15 protein-coding genes are annotated in these 23,344 nt (G+C 36.0%); 9 read left to right on the forward strand and 6 right to left on the reverse strand.

The window, feature by feature from the left end; translation table 11 throughout:
* Window positions 1-314 precede the first annotated feature (314 nt).
* From GM3708_RS07855 to GM3708_RS07860, 3 genes are read left to right on the forward strand one after another with little or no spacing between them, the layout of a single operon-like run.
* Complete coding sequence (locus GM3708_RS07855) at window positions 315-1,292, forward strand: cysteine synthase A (protein WP_066345398.1); 978 nt, start codon at window positions 315-317, stop codon at window positions 1,290-1,292.
* 36 nt (window positions 1,293-1,328) lie between these two features.
* A complete protein-coding gene (locus tag GM3708_RS18845; RefSeq protein ID WP_173645002.1) occupies window positions 1,329-1,481 on the forward strand; it encodes a hypothetical protein in 153 nt (50 codons plus the stop codon).
* A gap of 38 nt (window positions 1,482-1,519) precedes the next feature.
* Window positions 1,520-1,966: an SRPBCC family protein gene (locus tag GM3708_RS07860; RefSeq protein ID WP_066345400.1), complete on the forward strand. Its 447-nt coding sequence runs from the start codon at window positions 1,520-1,522 to the stop codon at window positions 1,964-1,966.
* A 13-nt stretch (window positions 1,967-1,979) separates the two neighbouring features.
* On the opposite strand, the gene GM3708_RS07865 is transcribed toward GM3708_RS07860, so the two are convergent.
* Window positions 1,980-2,366 (reverse strand): hypothetical protein, encoded by a 387-nt coding sequence (locus tag GM3708_RS07865; RefSeq protein ID WP_066345401.1) that lies wholly within the window; start codon window positions 2,364-2,366, stop codon window positions 1,980-1,982.
* A 155-nt stretch (window positions 2,367-2,521) separates the two neighbouring features.
* Between GM3708_RS07865 and GM3708_RS07870 the strand changes: the two genes are divergently transcribed.
* Together GM3708_RS07870 and GM3708_RS07875 are read left to right on the forward strand one after the other, a co-directional pair.
* Window positions 2,522-3,685, forward strand: coding sequence for a GuaB3 family IMP dehydrogenase-related protein (locus tag GM3708_RS07870; RefSeq protein ID WP_066345402.1), 1,164 nt, complete (start codon window positions 2,522-2,524; stop codon window positions 3,683-3,685).
* A gap of 85 nt (window positions 3,686-3,770) precedes the next feature.
* Window positions 3,771-5,228 (forward strand): aminotransferase class I/II-fold pyridoxal phosphate-dependent enzyme, encoded by a 1,458-nt coding sequence (locus tag GM3708_RS07875; protein WP_066345403.1) that lies wholly within the window; start codon window positions 3,771-3,773, stop codon window positions 5,226-5,228.
* Window positions 5,229-5,251: 23 nt separating this feature from the next.
* Here the strand turns inward: GM3708_RS07875 and GM3708_RS07880 are convergent, their stop codons facing one another.
* Window positions 5,252-6,316, reverse strand: coding sequence for a mechanosensitive ion channel family protein (locus tag GM3708_RS07880; protein WP_066345404.1), 1,065 nt, complete (start codon window positions 6,314-6,316; stop codon window positions 5,252-5,254).
* 65 nt (window positions 6,317-6,381) lie between these two features.
* Between GM3708_RS07880 and GM3708_RS07885 the strand changes: the two genes are divergently transcribed.
* Window positions 6,382-8,160 carry an ABC transporter substrate-binding protein gene (locus tag GM3708_RS07885; RefSeq protein WP_396229661.1) on the forward strand — a complete coding sequence of 593 codons (1,779 nt, stop codon included), beginning with the start codon at window positions 6,382-6,384 and terminating at the stop codon, window positions 8,158-8,160.
* 216 nt (window positions 8,161-8,376) lie between these two features.
* Here the strand turns inward: GM3708_RS07885 and GM3708_RS07890 are convergent, their stop codons facing one another.
* From GM3708_RS07890 to rpsT, 4 genes are all read right to left on the reverse strand, one after another.
* A complete protein-coding gene (locus GM3708_RS07890; protein ID WP_066345406.1) occupies window positions 8,377-12,288 on the reverse strand; it encodes a DNA-directed RNA polymerase subunit beta' in 3,912 nt (1,303 codons plus the stop codon).
* Window positions 12,289-12,360: 72 nt separating this feature from the next.
* Window positions 12,361-15,627: a DNA-directed RNA polymerase subunit beta gene (gene rpoB / locus GM3708_RS07895; protein ID WP_066345407.1), complete on the reverse strand. Its 3,267-nt coding sequence runs from the start codon at window positions 15,625-15,627 to the stop codon at window positions 12,361-12,363.
* A gap of 140 nt (window positions 15,628-15,767) precedes the next feature.
* The gene (locus GM3708_RS07900; protein WP_066345409.1) at window positions 15,768-16,544 is read right to left on the reverse strand and encodes a TatD family hydrolase; all 777 of its coding nucleotides are present in this window, start codon (window positions 16,542-16,544) and stop codon (window positions 15,768-15,770) included.
* Between the two features lie 86 nt (window positions 16,545-16,630).
* Window positions 16,631-16,927, reverse strand: a complete 297-nt coding sequence (gene rpsT, locus GM3708_RS07905) for a 30S ribosomal protein S20 (RefSeq protein ID WP_066345413.1) — start codon at window positions 16,925-16,927, stop codon at window positions 16,631-16,633.
* 456 nt (window positions 16,928-17,383) lie between these two features.
* Between rpsT and GM3708_RS07910 the strand changes: the two genes are divergently transcribed.
* The 3 genes from GM3708_RS07910 (at window position 17,384) to GM3708_RS18275 (ending at window position 23,255) form a co-directional block, all read left to right on the forward strand.
* Window positions 17,384-18,049: a response regulator transcription factor gene (locus tag GM3708_RS07910; RefSeq protein ID WP_066345415.1), complete on the forward strand. Its 666-nt coding sequence runs from the start codon at window positions 17,384-17,386 to the stop codon at window positions 18,047-18,049.
* Window positions 18,046-19,389 carry a sensor histidine kinase gene (locus GM3708_RS07915; protein ID WP_066345417.1) on the forward strand — a complete coding sequence of 448 codons (1,344 nt, stop codon included), beginning with the start codon at window positions 18,046-18,048 and terminating at the stop codon, window positions 19,387-19,389. Before GM3708_RS07910 ends, GM3708_RS07915 begins: the two co-directional genes overlap by 4 nt.
* A gap of 119 nt (window positions 19,390-19,508) precedes the next feature.
* The gene (locus tag GM3708_RS18275; protein WP_082714036.1) at window positions 19,509-23,255 is read left to right on the forward strand and encodes a cadherin-like domain-containing protein; all 3,747 of its coding nucleotides are present in this window, start codon (window positions 19,509-19,511) and stop codon (window positions 23,253-23,255) included.
* The last annotated feature ends 89 nt before the right edge of the window (window positions 23,256-23,344 follow it).

The raw sequence follows: 23,344 nt of genomic DNA on the forward strand, positions 1-23,344 counted from the left end.
GTTACCGAAATGGTACTCGGTGCAATGCACTATAGACTCAGCCCCCACAAGCAAAGACATTAAGGGAGTGAAAAGCATAAACCTAAAAGTAAACTGAAGGCAATAGCTAACAGTGTAGTGACGATTGACACCGCCTTGTGAAGTACTATTATATTTTTGTTAATAGACGATATGACAATGTGGTTGTTACGAGCAATGACTAGCATTGTGTTAGTTATCTCCTCTAAAGAATCCTCGTGGCTTTAGCCTATCGGGAGTGTCAATGAACTGTACAATAAAAACTTAAATGACAAGAACTAATCAAATACTGAGAAATGGATATTAAAGACGGCTTCATTGGTACTATCGGCAATACCCCATTAATTCGCTTAAATAGTTTCAGTGAAGAAACGGGGTGCGAAATTCTAGGCAAAGCAGAGTTTTTGAATCCGGGTGGTTCGGTGAAAGACAGAGCCGCATTATACATAATTCAACAAGCAGAAGCTCAAGGATTGCTTAAACCCGGTGGCACAGTGGTAGAAGGCACGGCAGGAAATACTGGCATCGGTTTAGCTCATATTTGCAATGCCAAGGGTTATAAATGTGTAATCGTCATTCCTGATACTCAATCACAGGAAAAAATGGACGCTTTACGGACTTTAGGAGCAGAAGTTAGAGCTGTACCTGCTGTACCTTATAAAGATCCCAATAATTATGTTAAACTCTCTGGCAGAATTGCTTCTGAAATGGATAATGCTATCTGGGCAAACCAATTCGATAATTTAGCTAATCGTCAAGCACACTACGAAACTACGGGGAAAGAAATTTGGGAGCAAACAGATCATCAAATTGATGGTTGGGTAGCCGCAACAGGTACAGGAGGAACTTTTGCGGGGGTTTCTTTATTTCTAAAAGATCAAAATCATGATATACAATGTGTTTTGGCAGATCCTTTAGGTAGCGGTTTATACAGTTATGTGAAAACTGGAGAAATCAAAATGGAAGGTAATTCTATTACTGAGGGGATTGGCAACAGTAGAATAACTGCTAATATGGAAAATGTCCCCATTGATGATGCCATTCAAATTGATGATCAAGAGGCAATTCGGGTTATTTATCAGTTACTACGAAAAGAAGGCTTATTTATGGGGGGATCTGTTGGTATAAATGTAGGTGCGGCTGTTGCTTTAGCCAAAAAACTCGGACCTGGGCATACTATTGTGACTGTTTTATGTGATGGCGGTGCCCGTTATCAATCTCGACTTTATAACCGTGAATGGCTCAATTCTAAAGGTTTAATTATCCCTGATTAACTACTTTATTTTATTACTAAATTTACATTATTTATTATGAATTTTATTCGTCAACAGATAGTTCCTTTAATTACTATTTTGATTGCTTTATTTGCTTTAGTAGCAGTCACTGCACGGAGCTTTATTAAAACTGATTTAGCGGCTCCCGCTCCTATTGAAAATATTTATTCTGGAGAAAATTTAGGTTAAATAATTAATAATTAGCGATTAATAATTGATAAAAAATAGTGAGAAAATTTCAATATTCAAGTATTATTAAAGCACCAGTAAAAGTAGTTTGGGAATTTCACGAAAGACAAGACATTCTCGAACTTTTAACTCCTCCTTGGCAACCTGTGAAAGTTATTGCTAGACAAGGAGGTTTAAATATTGGTGCAACTAGCGAATTTTTACTGATGTTTGGCTTGATTCATATTTCTTGGTTAGCCCGTCATACTGAATATGAACAGTATAAAATATTTACTGATGAGCAAATTAGAGGACCAATGGATTCATGGATTCATCGTCATTATTTTGAGGCTAAAGGTTTAGAAACAAAGCTCACAGATATTATTGAATATAGAATTCCGGGAGGGTGGTTAAGTGAAATTTTCCTCGGTTGGTGGGTAAATTCTCGCCTTCAAGAGATGTTTCGTTATCGCCATGAAGTTACTAAAAAATACTGTGAAACCTGATCAGTTTTTCTCTTTACTGAGATTTATTTATTACGAAAGACTTTAAACGCAATAAATTTAAGGTTTGCCCTAAATTAAGGGGTAACATCGAAATTCCTTCAAGACGAGACTGAATCCAACCATCACCCCAACACCATTCCTGATAACCATCAATACCACCGCTTAAAATTATTCTCACATAATTACTATCAATGACATCTACTTTATTTTTAATTTCTATGACACCAAGGTAAAAATTAAAACTATCATCTTGAGATAATTTTTCTGAAGAATGATGATCAAATTTTAAAGGGAAAAACCATTTTTTTAATTTATTAATATCTAATAAACAATCACCGATAAATTTTTCTGTTGCCTTAACTTCAATTCTTAATTCGCTTTTTTGAAATTTACCTAACATAAAGGATTATTTCCCACTTCAAACTAATTGAGTTTCCATCCTATCTTAACTAAATTTCTTAATCAAAAAAAAACTTCTTTGAAATATTGCTCAAATTGCCACGATCATCCAAAATTTGATAATCTAAGCAAATAACTTATAGTAGAAAAAATAAAGTGAGTATTATAATTGGTCGTGGAAAACAAGCCCGTAGAGCTTATGGTATAGATGAAATAGCTTTAGCACCGGGAAATCGCACATTAGATCCCGCACTAGCTGATACTCGTGTTACTCTTGGTGGTATTGAGCGAGAAATTCCTATTATTGCCAGTGCAATGGATGGTGTTGTTGATGTTAAAATGGCAGTCTTATTATCTCAGTTAGGTTCATTAGGAGTACTTAACTTAGAAGGTATCCAAACCCGTTATGAAGATCCTAATCCTATCTTAGATCGTATTGCTTCGGTGGGAAAATCAGAATTTGTTGGTTTAATGCAGGAATTATACAGTGAACCAGTTAAACCTGAGCTAATTAAGCAAAGAATCGTTGAAATTAAGCAACAAGGTGGTATTGCAGCAGTAAGTTTGACTCCTGCTGGTGCTAGTCAATTTGGTAAAGTTGTTGCGGAAGCAGGTGCAGATTTAGTATTTATTCAAGCAACCGTGGTATCTACTGCTCATTTATCCCCTGAATCTATTACTCCTCTGGATTTAGCTACTTTTTGTCAAGAAATGCCGATGCCTGTTATTCTTGGTAACTGCGTTACTTACGAGGTAACATTACAACTGCTCAAAGCTGGTGCCGCAGGTATATTAGTAGGTATTGGTCCGGGTGCTGCTTGTACTTCTAGGGGTGTTCTAGGAGTAGGTGTACCTCAAGCCACTGCTGTTGCTGATTGTGCAGCGGCTAGGGATGATTTCCACAAAGAAACAGGTAACTATGTCCCTATTATTGCTGATGGTGGAATTATTACTGGTGGTGATATTTGTAAATGTATCGCTTGTGGTGCAGATGCTGTGATGATTGGCTCTCCTATTGCTCGTAGTGCTGAAGCTCCCGGTAGGGGTTATCATTGGGGTATGGCAACTCCTAGCCCTGTTTTACCACGTGGTACTAGAATTAATGTTGGTACAACTGGTACGATCACGGAAATTTTACGAGGACCTGCTAAACTTGATGATGGTACTCATAACTTATTAGGTGCGTTAAAAACCAGTATGGGTACATTAGGGGCAAAAAATATCAAGGAAATGCAGGAAGTAGAAGTGGTGATTGCACCTTCTCTATTAACTGAAGGAAAAGTTTATCAAAAAGCCCAACAGTTGGGTATGGGAAAATAAACAATTAATAGTGAACAATTAACAATTAACAATTAATAACATAATTTATTTATTATTGTCTTTTTCCTCATTTTAAAAGTCGGTTTTGAACAAAAATTCTCAAGAAAAAACCCCGTTATTAACTACCTTACAAGAATTAGCTTTAAAAGAAGATGCTCCGTTTTATACTCCCGGACATAGAAAGGGTGAAGGTATCAGTAAATCTTTAAAGCAATTAATGGGAGAAAAAGTGTTTCGTGCTGACTTGCCAGAGTTACCTGAATTAGATAATTTATTTGCTCCCGAAGGAGTCATAAAAGAAGCTCAAATTTTAGCCTCAGAGGCTTTTGGTGCTAAACAAACATGGTTTTTGGCGAATGGTTCGACTTCTGGCATTATTGCTTCTATCTTGGCTACCTGTGGCGAAGGGGATAAGATTATTTTGCCTCGAAATATTCATCAATCAGCTATTTTTGGCTTAATTTTGTCTGGTGCAACTCCCCTCTTTATTAATCCTGAATATAACTCGGATTTTGACCTTTGTTATACCCTTTCTCCTTTTCAAATTGCTGATGTTTTAGAAACTCATTCTAATGTTAAAGCTGTAATGGTAGTTTCTCCGACATATCATGGTATTTGTGCAAATTTGACAGAAATAGCCAATCTTGCACATCACTTTAACATTCCTTTGTTAGTTGATGAAGCCCATGGTGCACATTTTTCTTTTCATCCTAATTTACCGATGTCAGCATTAAAAGCAGGAGCAGATATTGCGATACAATCCACTCATAAAACTCTAGGGGCAATGACTCAGGCTTCAATGCTTCATCTTCAAGGCAACTTAGTTAACCCTTATCGTATTAATCAGGCTTTACAATTGGTGCAGTCTTCTAGCCCTAGCTATTTACTTTTAGCCTCTTTAGATGGTGCAAGACAACAAATGGTGATGGAAGGAGAAAAGTTATTAATTAATACTATAAATTTGGCAATAATTGCAAGAAAAGAAATAGCCAAATTAGAATATTTATCTTTATTAGACTTTGTTAAAACCCTAGATAATTTTGCCGATTTAGATATAACAAGATTAACTATTAATGTTAGTAAATTAGGTTTAACGGGTTATGAAGCAGATGAAATTTTTCATCAAAAATTTGGAGTAACTTGTGAATTGCCCTCTTTAAAAAATATTACTTTTATCATTTCTTATGGTAATAAAATCGAGAATATTTATAGGTTAATTAAAGCTTTAAAAGACTTAGAAAAATATCAAAAAAAATCTGATAATAATAAATTTAATCATTCTTCTTTGCCAATAAATTCTTTAAAAATAACTCCTCGCCAAGCATTTTGGGCTGAAAAAAAAGTTGTTTCACGAGATTTAGCAATCAATGAAATTAGTGGCGAAAATATTTGTCCTTATCCTCCCGGAATTCCTTTAATTATGGCAGGAGAAGTTATTACTAAAGATGCTTTAAGATATGCTCAAGAAGTTATTAATTCAGGGGGAATAATTACAGGAACAAGTGACCAAAGTTTAAATACTTTAAAAATTATTTCAGGATAAAATTATAATCATTAAAATTTTAATTATTCTTTTGCTCCTGATAAATAATTAACTTGAGTAGGATAAGCAAACTCTAATTTATGAACAGCAAAAGCATTTTTAATAGCTAAGTTAACCTCATTTCTGGCTAAACGATAATCCTTTATATCATTATTATCAACATAATAAACTACTTCAAAATTTAAACTAAAATCACCAAATCCATAAAAATAAGCAATATCAAACGTGATATTATCAATTTCTTCTATTGCTTCTTTTATAATATTAGGAATTTGACTTAATTTTTCATTATCAGTTTCATAAATAAGTCCAATTTTAATGATTACTTGTCTTTTATCCATGCGTTTAAAATTACGTAATCTTGAACTGGTTAAATCTGTATTGGCTAATATTAATTGTTCTCCTGTTATAGTTTTTATTCTCGTAGTTTTAATACCAATATGTTCTACATGACCCATAAAATCCCCCACAGCGATTAAGTCAGAAATCTCAAAGGGACGATCAAAAAGTATAGCAAAATAACTAAATAAATCTTGTAAAATTCCTTGAGAAGCTAAAGCTAAAGCCACACCACCAATCCCTAAACCAGCAATAATAGCAGCAATATCAAAACCTAAATTACTGAGAATAGAAATAATACCTAAACCATAAATTAATACTCTAATAGCAGGAAATAAAGCATTAATATTTCTTTCTATAACTGAGTTAGAATTACGATATTTTTCTCCATAAAAATAAATAATAGTTCTGGACAAATCTATTAAAAATTGAGCGATAAAAATAGTAGTGGCAATTATAACAATAGTTTTTACTGTCGCTAAAATTGTGGCATTTAATTCAATTTCTTTTAAAGTTATATAAAATAAACTAAAATAAGTAATAAGAACAAAATGTTTATCTAAAATGTCTATAATTTGATGAGTTAATTTATTTTCACTTTTTCTAACAATTTTTCTAATTTGTCTAAAAACTATATTTTTTGTAATTTTCAAGAAAAAATAACCTAAAATTAAGATACTAAAAGTAATAATTAAATCTGTGATAAAAGGCTGAAATTTTTCTGATAATTTTAAAATATTATCTAACATTATTCGGAGTAAACTTTCTTTTTAGTAACAATTTAAGTTACTATTTTAGCAATAATTAGATTTTTATGCTTATAAATATGAAGTTTGTTAGTATTTTCTTAAGATTGCAGTGGCGAAAATTATTCCATTTAATTATTATTTTTTGTACCACTACTTTACTTTTGTCTTCTTGTGCTTTAAATTCTTCTCCACAGAATCAATCAAGACTTATTCAAGCTATTTTAAGTGATCCTAAAACTTTTAATGCTGTTTTATCTCAAGAATCTCCTAACATTTTTGGCTTAACCTATGAAGGATTAATTATCGAAAATCCTCTCACGGGAGAAATTGAACCTGCGTTAGCAGAATCTTGGACTATTTCTGAAGATAAATTAAGTATTATTTTTACTCTTAAAAATGATTTAAAATGGTCAGATGGTGAGCCTTTAACAGTTGATGATGTGATATTTAGCTATAACCAATTATATTTAAATGAGGAAATTCCCACTAATGCAAGAGATAGTTTAAGAATTGGTCAAAGTAAGGCTTTACCTATAGTTGAAAAAGTTAATGATTTACAGGTAAAATTTATAATTCCTGAACCTTTTGCACCTTTTTTAGAAAGTACTGGTTTATCAATATTACCTAAACATATTTTAGAAGAAAAAGTTACTACCAAAGGAGCAAATGGTAAGCCTCTTTTTCTTTCTTTTTGGGGTGTTGATACTCCCCCAGATCAACTAATCGTTAATGGTGCATATAAATTGAAAAATTATGCGACTTCTCAACGATTAATTTTTACAAAAAATCCCTATTATTGGCAAAAAGATAATGAAAATAATCAATTACCTTATATAGAAGAAGTAGTATGGGAAATTGTGGAATCTACTGATACTTCTATATTGCAATTTCGCTCTGGTGGTTTAGATTCTATTACCGTTTCTCCTGAATATTTTTCCTTACTAAAAAGAGAAGAAAATCGAGGTAACTTTACTATTCATAATGGAGGTGCGGCTTACGGTACAACATTTATTAGTTTTAATCTTAATCAAGGCTCAAGAGATGGTAAACCTCTTGTTGATCCTATTAAATCTAAATGGTTTAATAATGTTAATTTTCGCAAAGCGATCGCTTATAGTATTAACAGAGAAAGGATGATTAATAATATTTATCGAGGTTTAGGAGAAGCACAAAATTCACCTATTTCTGTACAATCACCTTTTTATGATCCTACTATTATTGGCTATGATTATGAACCAGAATTAGCAAAAAAAATTTTATTACAAGAAGGATTCAAATATGATCAAGAAGGCAGATTATTAGACTCAGAAAATAATGAAGTGAGATTCACTTTATTAACTAATGCTGGAAATAGAATTAGAGAATCTTTAGGTTCACAAATAAAACAAGATTTAAGTCAAATTGGTATCACCGTTGATTTTACTCCTATCGCCTTTAATGTATTAGTAGATAAACTAAGTAACTCCTTAGATTGGGAAGCCCATATTTTAGGATTTACTGGTGGCAATGAACCTAATGGAGGTGCTAATTTATGGTTTCCTGATGGAAATTTACACGTTTTTAACCAAAAACCTCAACCCGGAAGACCACCAATTCAAGGCAGAATTATAGCAGATTGGGAAGCTAAAATTGGGAATTTATATATTGAAGGAGCAAAAGAATTAGACTTAGAAAAAAGAAAGAAAATTTATGGACAAACTCAGCAATTAGCTAATGAATATTTACCTTTAATTTATTTAGTAAATCCTTATTCTTTAGCCGCCGTTAGAAATCGTATTGAAGGAGTTGAATATTCTGCTTTAGGTGGTGCTTTTTGGAATTTAGAAAGGCTTAAAATTAAATAATAGAAACAATAAAACAAGACTCCATTTAACAGAAGAAAAACAGGTGAACAAATAGAATAGTAAAAAAATTCTAATATTTGTGCATTCTTAAAATAAATTTATTGACAAAAAAACACCCCCACCTTTTGAAAGTAAGGGGTTGGGGGTGAAGGCTAAACAAATTAGCCTCAACGTTGAAAACACCTAAGAAAGAAAATAAAAAATAGGTAATAGAGTCTAATCGTCATCATAATCAGAATCATCTTCATAATCTTGATCATCATCATCATAGTTATGATCACCATCATCATACTCACTATCATCGTCAATAAATGATTCTTCAGGAGATAAAACTCTGGCGACTTGATCATCAATAATTACATCTTCCACTTCACTCATCGATAATGAATTATTATCATCTTGTTCCCAAGAATCACTATAAGAGATTATATTTGATACATTAGGTTCAGGATCATCCCAATCAAGATGATGGTCATAGGCATTATAACCAGTACCAGCAGGAATTAAACGACCGATAATGACGTTTTCTTTTAAACCTCTTAACCAATCTGATTTACCTTCAATAGCCGCTTCTGTTAATACTCTGGTGGTTTCTTGGAAACTAGCCGCCGAAATAAAGCTATCAGTATTCAAACTAGATTTTGTGATACCCATGAGCATCGGAGTATATTGAATAGGTGCACCACCAGTAATAGCCATGGTTTCGTTATCCTTAGCTATTTCTCGTAATTCTACTAATTCACCCGGTAAACGAATAGTATCACCACCATCATCAATTCTGACTTTTGATGTCATTTGACGAACAATCACTTCAATGTGTTTATCAGAAATATCAATACCTTGAGATTGATAAACTCCTTGTACTTGATTAACCAAGAATAATTGAGCTTTTTGTAAGGCAGCTAATGCGGCATCATACATTCCCATATGTTCTTGATAATATTCATAAAATACCTCTAACATTTCGTGAGGGCTAGGTAAACCATCAGTTACAGGTTCACCCACTTCTACTCGTTGATTATCGTTAACGATGATATTTTGATTTTGGTTGAGGGGATATTCAGAAATAGTACCATCATCCTCAATAACTTTAATATCGATCGCCTCATCATCTCGGTATTCTACTTGACAAACACCCGGTCTGCGAGATAATAAAGCAGGTTCTTTTGGTTTACGAGCTTCAAGTAATTCCTCAATTCTTGGTAAACCTTGGACAATATCACCCGTTTTAGCCCGTTCAAATACGAGTAATACTAAGTTATCGCCCCGTTGTACTAAGTCTCCTTGTTCGATGTGTAAAATAGCACCGGGTGACACACGATAAGGACGAGCATAACGTAATGTTAATTTTCCTTTCCCTATGTGTGTAATAATCCCAGATTCAGGGAAAGATATTGTTTTATCGATGTCTAAATAATCACTTTGAGTAACATAATTTCCTACTTTCTTCTGTAATTTTGTGTCAACATCGAACTCAATATCAATATTATCAATATCTCTGACAACTAAAATACGGCGAATTGCCTCAACGCCTTCACGAATCCCTTGAATAGTACCATTTTCTAAACAAAGAATTTCCGTTGTGCCAACTACCTCACCCGGAGCAATTTCTTGTCCATCGGTAACTAAAACACGGGTGATGATATTCGATTCTGATTCCATTTCTCGACGCAACATCACAGATTCTAAAACCACGATTTGCAGACGGAAAGCATCTTCATCAGTTTCATGGGGAATTAACTCAATATCAGCACTCAAGCCCTCAACGGTTTCTAACACTAACTGAGTAGTAACAAGTTGAACACCTTCAACACTTTTAACTCTTTCGCCATCTTTAAAGAAAGTACGCAATACAGGACGTAAATTAATTGCACCTCCAGCACTATTTAAAGACTCTTGGGAAGGAGATTGAGTAGTATTAAAAATTTCATACTGTTTCATGGGACGCAGTAATAAACCAACGCCCTCGTTAGTATCAACAAATTCTGCTAAAAATTCATCCTCTGTAACTGAACCAGGGGCGATTTGTGTACCGGGAGCAATAATAGTAGCATCTTCAATAGTAGCTAAGTATTCGGGATCTAAATCCATATATAGCTGTCCGGGTTTAATGATTATTTCCCGTAAAATGTCATTTTTTTGAATTACCTCTACAATACCGCTCGATTGACAGAAAATATCTTTAACGACTTCTGTACCAGCTTCCACATATTGACCATCTTCTACTAATAGTAAGGAGATGTCTTTATTAATTTCATGACTTTCTTCAGGAATCCAAATTAAAGTGCCTTCTTTTATGACTTCATAACCTTGTTTACGATTGCCTCTTCCAGTTTCTAAACCTGCATAACGCATAATCCCACCAGTATTAGTACGGAAGCTATCATCAATTAATTCTGCAACTACCTGATTGTTCTGTACTTTTGTACCGGGGACAACTTTTAAAGCAAAACGATCACCTTTAGGAGTATGAATAACATATTGTTGTTGACTACCATTATGTTCTAGGTAAATATCTGCTTGATCTAAAGAAACGGAAGCCGTAATAATTTCAATTTCCCGACTACCTTCTTCAAAACGACAAACTCCGCCACTTTTAGTTCTGAGTTTAGTTTCTGCTAAAACTGAACCAATTTCAATTTTATCACCGTTTTTAACTACAGGTTCAGCACCTGGTGGCAAGTTGTAAACTTGTCCTGAGAGTACCCAAATTAAACCATTACGGGTAACAGTAGTAGTAGTATTACCCTGTCTATCAGTTTTACTTTCAGGGGAAATATCAGCAAAATAGACCTCACCAGATAGATCCGAAGAAACATCTTTCGTCACTCTTTCTGTTGAGCGAGTTTTTTGAGGCATTACTTCGGCTAATAGATCATCAACTTGTACGGTATCACCTTCTCTGACGGCTAATAAACTAGCGGCAGGAACATTGATTTTCGCATCACCGACTATAATATTACCAGCAATTTCCACTAATAACTTTTGATCTCCATGACGAGTACGAGTATCACGAACTTTTAGTTTTTTATCAAATTTAACCGTACCAGCTTTAGGAGTTATAATACGTTGAGCTACTTCCCCTGTAAACACCCCTCCAGTATGGAAAGTACGCATGGTTAACTGAGTACCGGGTTCACCGATAGATTGAGCGGCAATAATACCAATAGCTTCACCCATGTTTACCCAATCTCCGTGAGCCAAAGACCAACCATAACACTTTTGACATACAGAACGAGCAGTTTCACAAGTAAGAGGAGATCTGACTTTCACTTTATCTACTGCCTTACCGATAGCTTTTGCTAAATCAGCATCAATAGCTTGGTTACGAACACCGATAACTTCACCAGTAGCTGGATCGATGACATCTTCTCCCAATACACGACCTAAGAGGCGATCGCCTAAAGGAATTAAAGTTCGTTCCCCGTCTTTCATGGGTAAAACCGTAACACCTCTTGTTGTACCACAATCAGTCTCACGAATAATAACATCTTGAGAAACATCCACCAAACGACGGGTTAAATAACCCGAGTCTGCTGTACGCAATGCGGTATCAACTAAACCTTTTCTTGCACCGTAAGAAGAGATAATATATTCTGTAACAGTTAAACCTTCACGGAAATTAGTTTTAATCGGTAAATCGATGATTTCTCCCTGAGGATCTGCCATCAAGCCACGCATACCGACTAACTGACGAACTTGGCTAATATTTCCCCTTGCTCCAGAAAATGCCATCATATAGACAGAATTGAGAGGATCAGATTGACGGAAATTCCGCACGACTTCATCTTTAAGAGATTCAGAAGTATCATTCCATGTATCGATTACTTTCTGAAAACGTTCAACTTCTGTAATTTCGCCATTAGCGTAACGGTTGATCGTTTTTTTTATGGTAGTCTCTGCCTCGGCTAACATCGCTTTTTTGGCTTCAGGAACTTTTAAATCTTCTACACTGATTGACACTGCCGCCTGAGTAGCATAACGAAAACCCATTGTCTTCAATTTATCACAAACAGAAGCACAACGAGCAGAACCATATTCAGTAAAGGTTTTAGAAATAAGTTTTTTAAGAGCACCTTTATCGATAACGATGTTATAAAAAGTTTGAGTTTTTTTCTCAGTAGGCATATTTCTTAGTTGATAGGTAAAGGAAAAATCAAGGATAGAATTAGTAATTGTTAATTGTTAATTATTCGTTATTTAATACTCGTCTTCATCATCTTGACCTAAACTAGCAAGATTCTCATAAGTAGGACGTTTAGGGGTACGATTACCTGTATCCATGAGATTAATTTCAACTTCTTCATTGTCTTCTAATACTTTATGGACAGAAACATCTAAGCCTAAAGATTGTAATTCTCTCAACAATACTTTAAAAGATTCAGGAGTGCCGGGGCGAGGAATCGCTTTACCTTTGACAATAGCATTCAAAGCCTCATTACGTCCTTGCATATCGTCAGATTTAACAGTTAGTAACTCTTGTAAAGTATAAGCCGCACCATAAGCCTCTAACGCCCATACCTCCATTTCTCCGAATCTCTGTCCCCCTTGTTGAGCTTTACCGCCAAGAGGTTGTTGTGTCACTAAAGAGTAAGGACCTGTAGAACGAGCATGAATTTTATCATCCACTAAGTGGACCAATTTGAGCATATAAGCTTTACCCACCGTCACAGGGCGATCAAATGGTTCACCAGTACGACCATCATATAACTGAATTTTGCCCGGATTAGCTTCATCAAAAACCCATTCTTTACCCGGTTTTCTGGCGGCTTCTCGTAAGAGATCATTTACGGTGTTACGGGATGCTTCTTCACCATACATCTCATCAAAAGGAGTCATTTTAAAACGATAGCCCAACTGTTCACCAGCCCAGCCTAAAAGACATTCAAATACTTGACCGACATTCATCCGAGAAGGCACACCCAAAGGATTTAAGACAATATCAACGGGGCTTCCATCAGGGCAATAAGGCATATCTTGACGGGCTAAAATTCTAGAAATAATCCCTTTATTACCATGGCGTCCAGCCATTTTATCCCCTACTTGAATCTTCCGTTTTTGAGCGATATAAACTCGGACAACCATGTTTGCCCCAGGTGGTAATTCGTCACCCTGTTCACGGGTAAATACTCGCACATAGACAACCCGTCCTTTTTCTCCGTTAGGAAGACGTAAAGAATTATCACGAACATCTCTAGCTTTTTCTCCGAAAATCGCCCGTAATAATTTTTCTTCAGGGGGTTGATCTGACTCTCCTTTTGGAGTAACTTTACCGACTAAAATATCGCCAGATTCTACCCATGCACCAACTCGGATAATACCTTGTTCATCGAGGTTTAAAAGGGCATCTTCCCCCACATTAGGGATTTCACGGGTAATTTCTTCAGGTCCTAATTTAGTTTGACGGGCTTCAATTTCGTGCTTTTCGATGTGAATAGTAGTATAAATATCTTCTTGTACTAATCTTTCACTGATTAAGATAGCATCTTCGTAGTTATAACCTTCCCAAGGCATATAGGCTACGGTGATGTTATTTCCTAACGCTAATTCTCCTCCTTCAGTGGCTGAACCATCTGCTAATACTTGACCGGGTACAACTTCTTCTCCCTCATCTACTAAAGGTTTTTGATTTAAACAAGTATCTTGGTTAGAACGCTCATATTTTTGGAGATTATAGACAATTTCACGATTATCATCAGTTTTGAGCTTAATTTTTTTAGCATCAGCGTAAGTAATCGTACCATGATCACGGGAAACAATTACCATTCCTGAATCTCGTGCTGCTTGTCCCTCTAAACCAGTACCCACTAAAGGACGTTCTGCCCGTAATAATGGTACTGCTTGACGTTGCATATTCGATCCCATTAAGGCACGGTTAGCGTCATCATGTTCCAAGAAAGGAATCATCGAAGTCGCCACAGAAACAATTTGCACAGGAGAAACCGCTACATAATCCACTTGAGTTGGTGAAGTAGTAGAAAATTCTTGACGATAACGAATAGGTACACTTTCCCCTAAAATGATTCCGTTTTCATCAGTAGATAAATCTCCTGGGGCAACTCTTTTATCATCTTCTTCATCGGCAGTTAAATATTCGGGGGGTAAATCCCAACGTACTTTGCCGTTTTCGACTTTGTAATAGGGAGTAGCAATAAATCCATATTCGTTTACACGGGCATAGGTAGCTAATGAACCGATTAACCCTGCGTTTGGACCTTCAGGAGTTTCTACAGGACAAATACGTCCATAATGGCTAGGGTGAATATCACGCACGGCAAAACCAGCACGATCTCGACTTAAACCCCCTGGTCCTAATGCTGAAATACGACGTTTATGAGTCAATTCCGCTAAGGGGTTTGTTTGATCCATGAACTGGGATAACTGAGAAGAGCCAAAAAACTCTTTAATAGCAGCTACTAATGGTTTAGGATTAACCAACGCCGCAGGAGTTAAGGTATTGGGATCACCTACAGTCATTCTTTCTCGAATAATACGCTCTAAACGAGATAAACCGACTCTAACTTGGTTTTGGAGTAATTCACCGACACTTCTTACTCGACGATTACCGAGGTGATCAATGTCATCAACGTTACCGATGTCAAATTCAAGGTTAATTAAATAATCAACCACTGATAAAATATCTTCTACGGTTAAGACTCTCATATTGTAGGGAACTGTAAGACGAAGTTTTTTGTTCATCTTATAACGTCCAACTTTACCTAAATCGTAGCGTTTAGGATCAAAGAAACGAGTTTCTAATAATGCTTGTCCTCCGCTCACTGTAGGTGGTTCACCCGGACGTAATTTACGATATAGCTCCATTAAGGCTTCGTCGGTGGTGGGATTACCTTCTTTTTCAAGGGTTTTTTCGTAAAAATCGGGGTGACGGAGACGATCTAATATTTCACGATCGCTCAATCCCATGGCTTTTAAGAGTACTTGAGCCGAGATTTTGCGAGTTTTATCAATTCTTACCCAAACAACGCCGTGCTTATCGGTTTCAAATTTTAACCATGCGCCTCGATTAGGAATTACCGAAGCAGAGTAAGTTCTTTTACCGTTTTTGTCCAATTCCGATTTAAAATAAACACCGGGCGATCGCACAATTTGATTGACAATGACCCGTTCCGCACCATTAATCAAGAATGTACCTCGATCAGTCATCAAAGGTAAATCACCGATAAATACTTCTTGTTCTTTACGTTCTCCTGTTTCCTTGTTTAATAGTAATGTAGGGACATAAACTTGTACGGAGTAACTAGCATCTCTTTTTTTTGCTTCTTCAATATAGTATTTTGGTTCTTTTAGACGATATTTCTCGCCGATGAAATGCAATTCTAGTTTACCTGCATAATCGGTTATTGGTGTAAAACTGTTGAGTTCTTCAATAATACCATGCTCTAAAAACCATTTGTAGCTAGAGCGTTGAATTTCGATTAAATCAGGTAACAGTTCTTGGGTTCTCATAAGTCAGTTGTCAATTATCGGTTATTTGATTATCGTATAAGTGAAGATTGTTTTGAAAAAAAATTTTCGGAAATTAGACAATAATTTATTCTTCAAACTTGAGGTTCAAAATTAAAATTAATGGTCTTTCCAATTTTGTGTTAAATTTTAAACAATCTAGAAGCGTTGTCGTAAGTTTGTTCAGCGATCGTTTCCAGTGATTCTCCTCTAATTTCCGCTAGTTTTTCTGCTACATGAACGACATAAGAAGGTTCATTTCTTTTGCCCCGATAAGGTGTCGGTGCAAGAAAAGGACAATCAGTTTCAATTAAAAGGCGATCGCTTGGTACGATAGAAGCACTAGCATGAACGGTTTTGGCATTTTTAAAAGTAACAACGCCACTAAAACTAATATACATTCCTAGGTCTAAAAACCATTGAGTTTCTTCTGGATTTCCAGCCCAACAGTGCATTACTCCTGTTACTTCTCCTTTTTCACGGATAAATTTACGCAAAATATCCTGTAGAGTACTAGCAGCGTCCCTACAGTGAATAATAACTGGTTTATTTAGTAGTTGGGCGATGGTCAATTGTTGCCAAAAAACTTCTTTTTGTAGCTCTTGTTGATCATCTTTATAAAAATCTAAGCCCATTTCACCAATGGCGACAACTTTGGGATAAGATTGAGCGGATTTTAAAATTTGTTGGTAGGTTTTTTCCCCTTGCCATTTTTGGGCATCTAGCGGGTGTAAACCTACGGCACAGTACAACTCAGGGAATTGTAAAGACAACTGTTTAATACTCTCAAATTCGTCAGGATGGACACAGGAGTGAACTAATTTACTAATTCCTGCAGACTGCCAACGGGCAGATACTGAATCCAAATCTTCTTTGAATAAATCAAAGTTTACATGAACATGGGTATCTATTAGTTGCATTTTTGATAAGTGATTGAGTTATCATTAATTTTCCCGTGGGGGACTAATAATCATAACACGGAGTTGTTCATCTTTTTCAATACTTATTAAGAGGCTTGAGGTACAAGGGTTTTTAAAGCTCTTGCTAATCTTGATTTTTTTCTAGCAGCATTATTTTTGTGATAAACACCTGTTTTTACTGCTTTATCAATTTTGCTGTAAGCCATAGACATAGCTGTATTAACTGTTTGTAACTGTTCGTCACTAGGAGCAGAGGCATAAGCTTCTACTGCTTGAAAATATTTTTTCATCAAAGTTTTAACCGCAGATTTGTAAGACTTATTACGCATACGGTTACGTTCGTTGATTGCGATTCTTTTGAGTGCAGATTTTGAATTAGCCACTATCTTATTCTTAATATAGATTACTTTAATTAAATATATCAGACAAAACTCCTGAAACAGGAATTTATCAGTTTTATTCATAGAATATTCAGAATATCTATTTTAACTTTGATATGGTCTATTGACAAGGGCTGATTTTATCAGAGATTTCCTTTCTGCAAATAGATATAGAACTTATTTGGGATTTTAAGAATATGAGTTATCATTTGATCAAAAATTATTATTATAATCTTCACAATCAGGCATTTAAGTAGTCTCACTGATTTTGAGTGAGAGATCTATTGAAACTTGATTGCCAAAAAAAAACCTACTAATCCTTTAAAATGGACTAAAAGACGAATTGTTGATAATTTTTTATTAACTAGAATTTATCCTCAGAGAATTAATGGGTATATGCCGAAACAAACAAAAAAATTAGAATTGAATATTCCCCAAAAAAATCGAAAAAAGTGATTTATGCGGTTACTGTTAATCGAAGATGATCCTGATTTATCAAACTCAATAAAAGCGGAATTGAAACTTCTAGGTTATGCTGCAGATGTCGCTTTTGATGGAGAGGAAGGAGAATTTTTAGGTACGACGGAAAGTTACGATGTTGTTATCCTTGACCTAGGTTTACCAAAAATGTCAGGTTTGGAAGTGTTAAAACTTTGGCGACAGGCTGGTAATAACGTACCCGTGATTGTGTTGACGGCACGAGATGCTTGGCATGAAAAAGTCGATGGATTTAAAGCAGGTGCTGATGATTATTTGGGCAAACCCTTTCATTTTGAAGAATTGTTGGCTCGTCTTCAAGCAGTTCTTAAGCGTGTTCAAGTTCGCCTCCAAGAAAAACTTAGTCTATTTGGGATTGAACTAGATGAGGAGCAACAAAGTGTCTCAATTAATGGTCAAAAATCAGTCATACTAACCGCTTTAGAATTTCGCTTGTTACGTTATTTAATGACGCATCCTAATAGGGTGTTAAGCAAATATCAGTTAATGGAACATATATATGAATACGACGGTGATCCAGAAAGTAATGTTATAGAGGTTTATATTAACCGATTGCGGCATATTGTGGGAAAAGATTTAATTATCAACCGCCGTGGGCAAGGCTATTTATTTGGTAAAAATCGATGATGTCGTTACAACAAAGATTAAATCGTGGTTTGATCTTGATTCTCTGTGTAGTATTGTTTCTTCAATGGTTGGTAACAGATAAGATGATTAGTGCTGTTATCGAAAAACAAATAGCCATTCATCTAAATCATGACAGCGATTCTATTCTCACAACCCTTAAACCTAATAGTAATAATCAATTGTCTGTGGATAGCTTTCATATCGAGGAAGTTTACAATCAAGCATTTTCAGGACAATATTATGTATTAGTCATTGACAAAAAATTATATTACTCAAAGTCTCTACAAAATGTACCTTTGAAGATTAAACATTTAGGTGTCGGAGAAACAATGCTTTACCATTTAGATGATGGTCCAAAACATCAATCACTACTTGTTTTAGGACGTAGTTTAAATCTATTGGGACACCAAGTTAGTATCACCGTTGCTGAAGATTTAACCGCTGTCCATGATGATATTTTTCATATTCGTTTTATCTATTTGGGTTTATGTTTGATAATCTTATTTTTATCTATTTTTTTACAAGCTCTAAATATTAAACAAGGTTTAAAACCACTTAATCTGATCCAAAAACAATTAGTAGATATTGGTAACGGTAAAAAACAACAGCTTACGGTGAACAAAGCACCAAAAGAAATTAAACCTTTAGTGATTGAATTTAACCGTCTTTTATTATTGGTCGTACGCCGTTTGGAACAATCACGCACAGCTATCGGTAATCTAGCTCATGCTTTAAAAACTCCACTAGCAGTACTTTTTAGAATTGCAGAAAACCCCATTTTTACCGAGTATCCTGAATTACAACAACAACTGTTAACACAGACATCAGCTATTCATCGTTACATTGAACGTGAACTAAAACGTGCTCGTATTTCTGGAGGTCAGCAAACAACTACGGTGTTTAATCTTTATGAGGAATTGACTGTCCTAATAAATTTGTTGAACAACATTTATGCAGAAAAAACTTTACAAATTGAATTTAACACACCAAATGAGTTAGTCAATTTTGATAGAGAAGATTTACTCGAACTAATCGGTAACTTGCTTGACAATGCTTGTAAATGGGCTAAAAAGCGTATTTTAGTTGAAATCAGCTTTACAGAAAATTTAGTTGTGATAATAGCGGATGATGGTATTGGATGTGACAACGCGGAGATTCCATTACTTACCCAGCGTGGGTTGCGTTTAGATGAATTAATTAAAGGACATGGTTTAGGTTTAGCAATTGTTAATGATATTGTCGAATTCTATGGCGGTTCATTGGATTTCCGTCGCAGTGATGAATTAGGAGGTTTTCTGGTTACAGTAATTTTGCCCTTGGGAAAAAAAGATTGGAAATAGCCTTATTTTTAAGTTTTAATTTAACTACGTTTGCTAAGTTGGAAAAGAAACAGAGATTAGAATTTTTCTTCCGTAGGGGATGACTCTAATCTATCTTAGTAAGCAAAAGAGGTATACTCATGGCAACTCCTTTTTCAGTTTTTGGTGGCTCTAATACATCTACACTCACGGATGCTCTTTTAGCACCCAATTCAGGCATCGTCATCCCCTCAAATTCAATTCTGTTAAAAGCATCTAGTCAAGATGCAGTCAATTTTTATGATGGAAGTCTCACCCCTCTAGGTATTAGCTCAGGGTTGCTCCTAACTTCAGGTACAACACCCGGAACAACTAACACTGTCGGCTGGTTTGGTAATGATAATAGCGGTACAAGTGGTTTTTATAACGGCGATGCAGACATTGATGCGGTAGTGAACACCGTTTTTCAAACCCAGTCTTATGATGCCACGACATTATCCTTCGATTTCAACGTAACCGATTCAACCGCTACGTCTATCAGTTTTGATCTCGTTTTCGGCTCTGATGAATATCCCGAATGGGTTGATGCCTTTGTTGATTCCGCTATTGTTATGGTCAACGGGGTGAATTACGCATTGTTTAACCATGATCCGAACCATCCTTTAAGCGTTATCAGTGCCAACTTAACTGCTGGTTATTTCCAAGATAATGCCAACAATGTTTTACCAATTGAATATGATGGTGTTAGCCATGTATTAAAGATTATCGCACCCATTAATAGCGGTACAACCAACCACATCAAAATTGGTATTGCTGACACAGGGGATCATATTTATGATAGTGGTATATTTATTTCTAATTTGTCAGCAGGTAACATTCCGGGATCTGGCGTAGTGAGTACACCCCCCAACTCAGGTACGGACAATAGTGATGTAATAACGGGTTCTGCACAGGATGAGTTTATTGATTTAAAAGGAGGCAACGATATTGCCTATGCCGGTGCAGGAGATGACATTGTTGTTGCTGGTGCGGGAGATGACTCTGTCTATGGGGGGAGTGGTAATGATCAGATCAAGGGTGATGGGGGTAACGATATTCTTGATGGTGGTGATGGCATTTCTGATACAGTTATCTATGGTGGAAATACCAATGAATATAACGTTACATTCAATCTGGATGGTAGTTATACTATCACTGATAACAAAACGGACGCTACCTCTGAAGGTAAAGATACTCTGAGCAATATCGAATTAGCCAAATTTAGTAATGGATTATTTGCATTAACGTCAACTGGTTTGAGTTCAGTGGGAAATCCTCCCCCTCCTCCAACGAACACCCCCGGTTTGGTTCTTATTAGCGGTGTTAGTTCGGCGGGAAATGTCCTGACTGCAACAGTAAGTGATCCAGATGGCATATCTAGTGGAATCAGTTATCAATGGCAAACTTCTAGTGATAATGGAGCGACTTGGACTAATGTAGGGAGTGATAGCAAAACTTACACTGTTACATCGGCTGATATTGGCACACAAGTTCAAGTAACTGCTAACTATATCGATAATGGTGCTATATCCGAATCCCCTGTCAGTTTACCTAAAACTATTCTGGAAACGAAAACTGGTGATTTAGTTGTAACCTTATTAAACCTCAAAGCTCCCCTAGGATCAAGTACCATAAACCCGTTAACAACTTTAGTACAGGATGCTATTGATCTTGGTTTATCTCCTAACACAGCGGCGATCGCTATCAAAAATGTTTTGGGTCTTCCTAGTGACATCCAACTCCAAAGTTACGATGCCTATGCAGTTTTACAGTCCAATTCCACAAACGCCAATGCCCTTGCCGTAGAAAAAGTTGCGGTTCAAGTTGCCATTCTCACTTCACTGTCTGACGATGATACGGGCTTAAATTTAACCTCTGCGATTATTAATGCCGCTACAAATAACCAGACGTTGAATCTTGCTAACGCAAATGACCTTGCTAATATTCTCGGACTTGATATTACAGGTTTAACCACAGCTAATTATCCTCAACCCCTCAGAGAAATTTTTGACAGAAATAAAAGTATGTCCGATGCGATCGCCGATGGAGGTGATGTTAGCGTCATAGAAAAAGAATGGCAAGATTTACTTAGTATCAACGATGGTATTAATTCAACATCAATAGCCGATTTGAGTATCCACATTAATCAAGCCCCCATAGGAACGGCAATAGCAACCTTACCTGAAGGTACAGAAGGTTCAGCTTATATCCTTAATACTAACGATTTACTAGCAGGTTTTAGTGATCCAGAAGGGGGTATTTTGTCAGTAACTAGCTTATCTGCAAATATTTCAGGCACTTTTATCGATAATCAGGATGGCACATGGACTTTCACCCCAAATACAACAAACTATAATGGACCGGTAGAACTCACTTATTCGGTCACTGATAACCAAGGTGCTAATATATCGGCAAACCAACTATTTGTTATTGCACCGAATACAGTAACTCCGATCAATAGTGATCCCATCGGTTCAGCTACAGCAGTTCTGGCTGACGGTAGTGAGGACATAACTTATACTATTAATGCGAGTGATCTGCTACAAGGTTTCAGCGATGCCGATGGTGATACTCTCTCTGTTGATGCCTTGACGGTTGATAACGGTAACTTGGTGGACAACCTTGATGGTACTTGGACGTTGAACCCAAATCTCAATTACAACGGCTTAGTCAACCTCAGCTATAACGTCATTGATGGTAATGGTGGGATTGTCCCAGGTAGCCAAAGCTTTAATTTGGTTGCTGTTAATGATGCTCCTACAGTATTTCAAGCTATTACTAATCAAACAGCAAATGTGGGGAATAAATACAGCTTTACCTTTGATGCTAATACTTTTAATGATGTAGATGCAGGTGACAGCTTAACTTATAAAGCAACCTTAGGGAATGGTAGTGCCTTACCAAGCTGGTTAACTTTTAATGCCACCACTAGAACTTTTAGCGGTACACCTACAATTAACAGTGTAGGAACTCTAAACGTACAAGTAACAGCCCAAGATAATAGTAACAGTAATGTCAGTACAATCTTTAACTTAACAGTATCGAATAGTATTAATGGTACAACTGGAAATGATAAATTGACTGGTACTAATAACAACGATGAGATTAATGGACTTGCCGGTAATGACACTCTCAATGGTAGAGCTGGTAATGATATTCTTAATGGTGGTACGGGTAATGACTCCCTTGTTGGGGGTATTGGTGCTGATACCCTGATTGGCGGTGATGGCAACGATATTTACTCAGTCGATAATCTGGCGGATATTGTAACAGAAGAGAATAATAATTTAACGGTGGGAGGAATTGATTTAGTTAATGCCAACATTAATTACACTCTGTCAGCGAATTTAGAGAATCTCAATTTAATCGGCAGTAGCCTGACCAATGGTACTGGCAACAGTCTCAATAATCAAATTGTCGGCAATGGTCGTGGTAATGTCATAAATGGATCAGAAGGCAATGATACTTTGATAGGAAATGCAGGTAATGATACCTTAATCGGTGGGATAGGTGATGATATTTTGAATGGTGGAGCGGGAAATGATTCTCTCACAGGAGGTAGTGGCATGGATATTTTCCGATTCAATTCAACTTCAGAGAAAACTGACCGAATTTCTGATTTTGTCCAAGCTGATGACACTATAGCTGTTTCCAGTGCTTTTGGAGGAGGCTTAGTCGCAGGTACATTAAAGATTGAACAATTTACAATAGGGAATATTGCCACTAATAGTACTCAGCGTTTTATCTACAATTCCACCAGTGGAGCATTATTTTTTGATATTGATGGTAATGGTGCGACTAAAGCTGTTCAATTTGCAACTCTAAGTCCTAATTTAGCAATTGATTATCAAGACTTTTTAGTAATATAGAAAGTTGTGGTTATGTTTTATGATTCTTAGTAATTAAGTACTCATGCCAAATTAATTTTGTATTTACTGTTTAGTTATATTTCTTTCTT

The sequence above is a fragment of the Geminocystis sp. NIES-3708 genome, from assembly GCF_001548095.1.
Classification (GTDB): Bacteria; Cyanobacteriota; Cyanobacteriia; order Cyanobacteriales; family Cyanobacteriaceae; genus Geminocystis.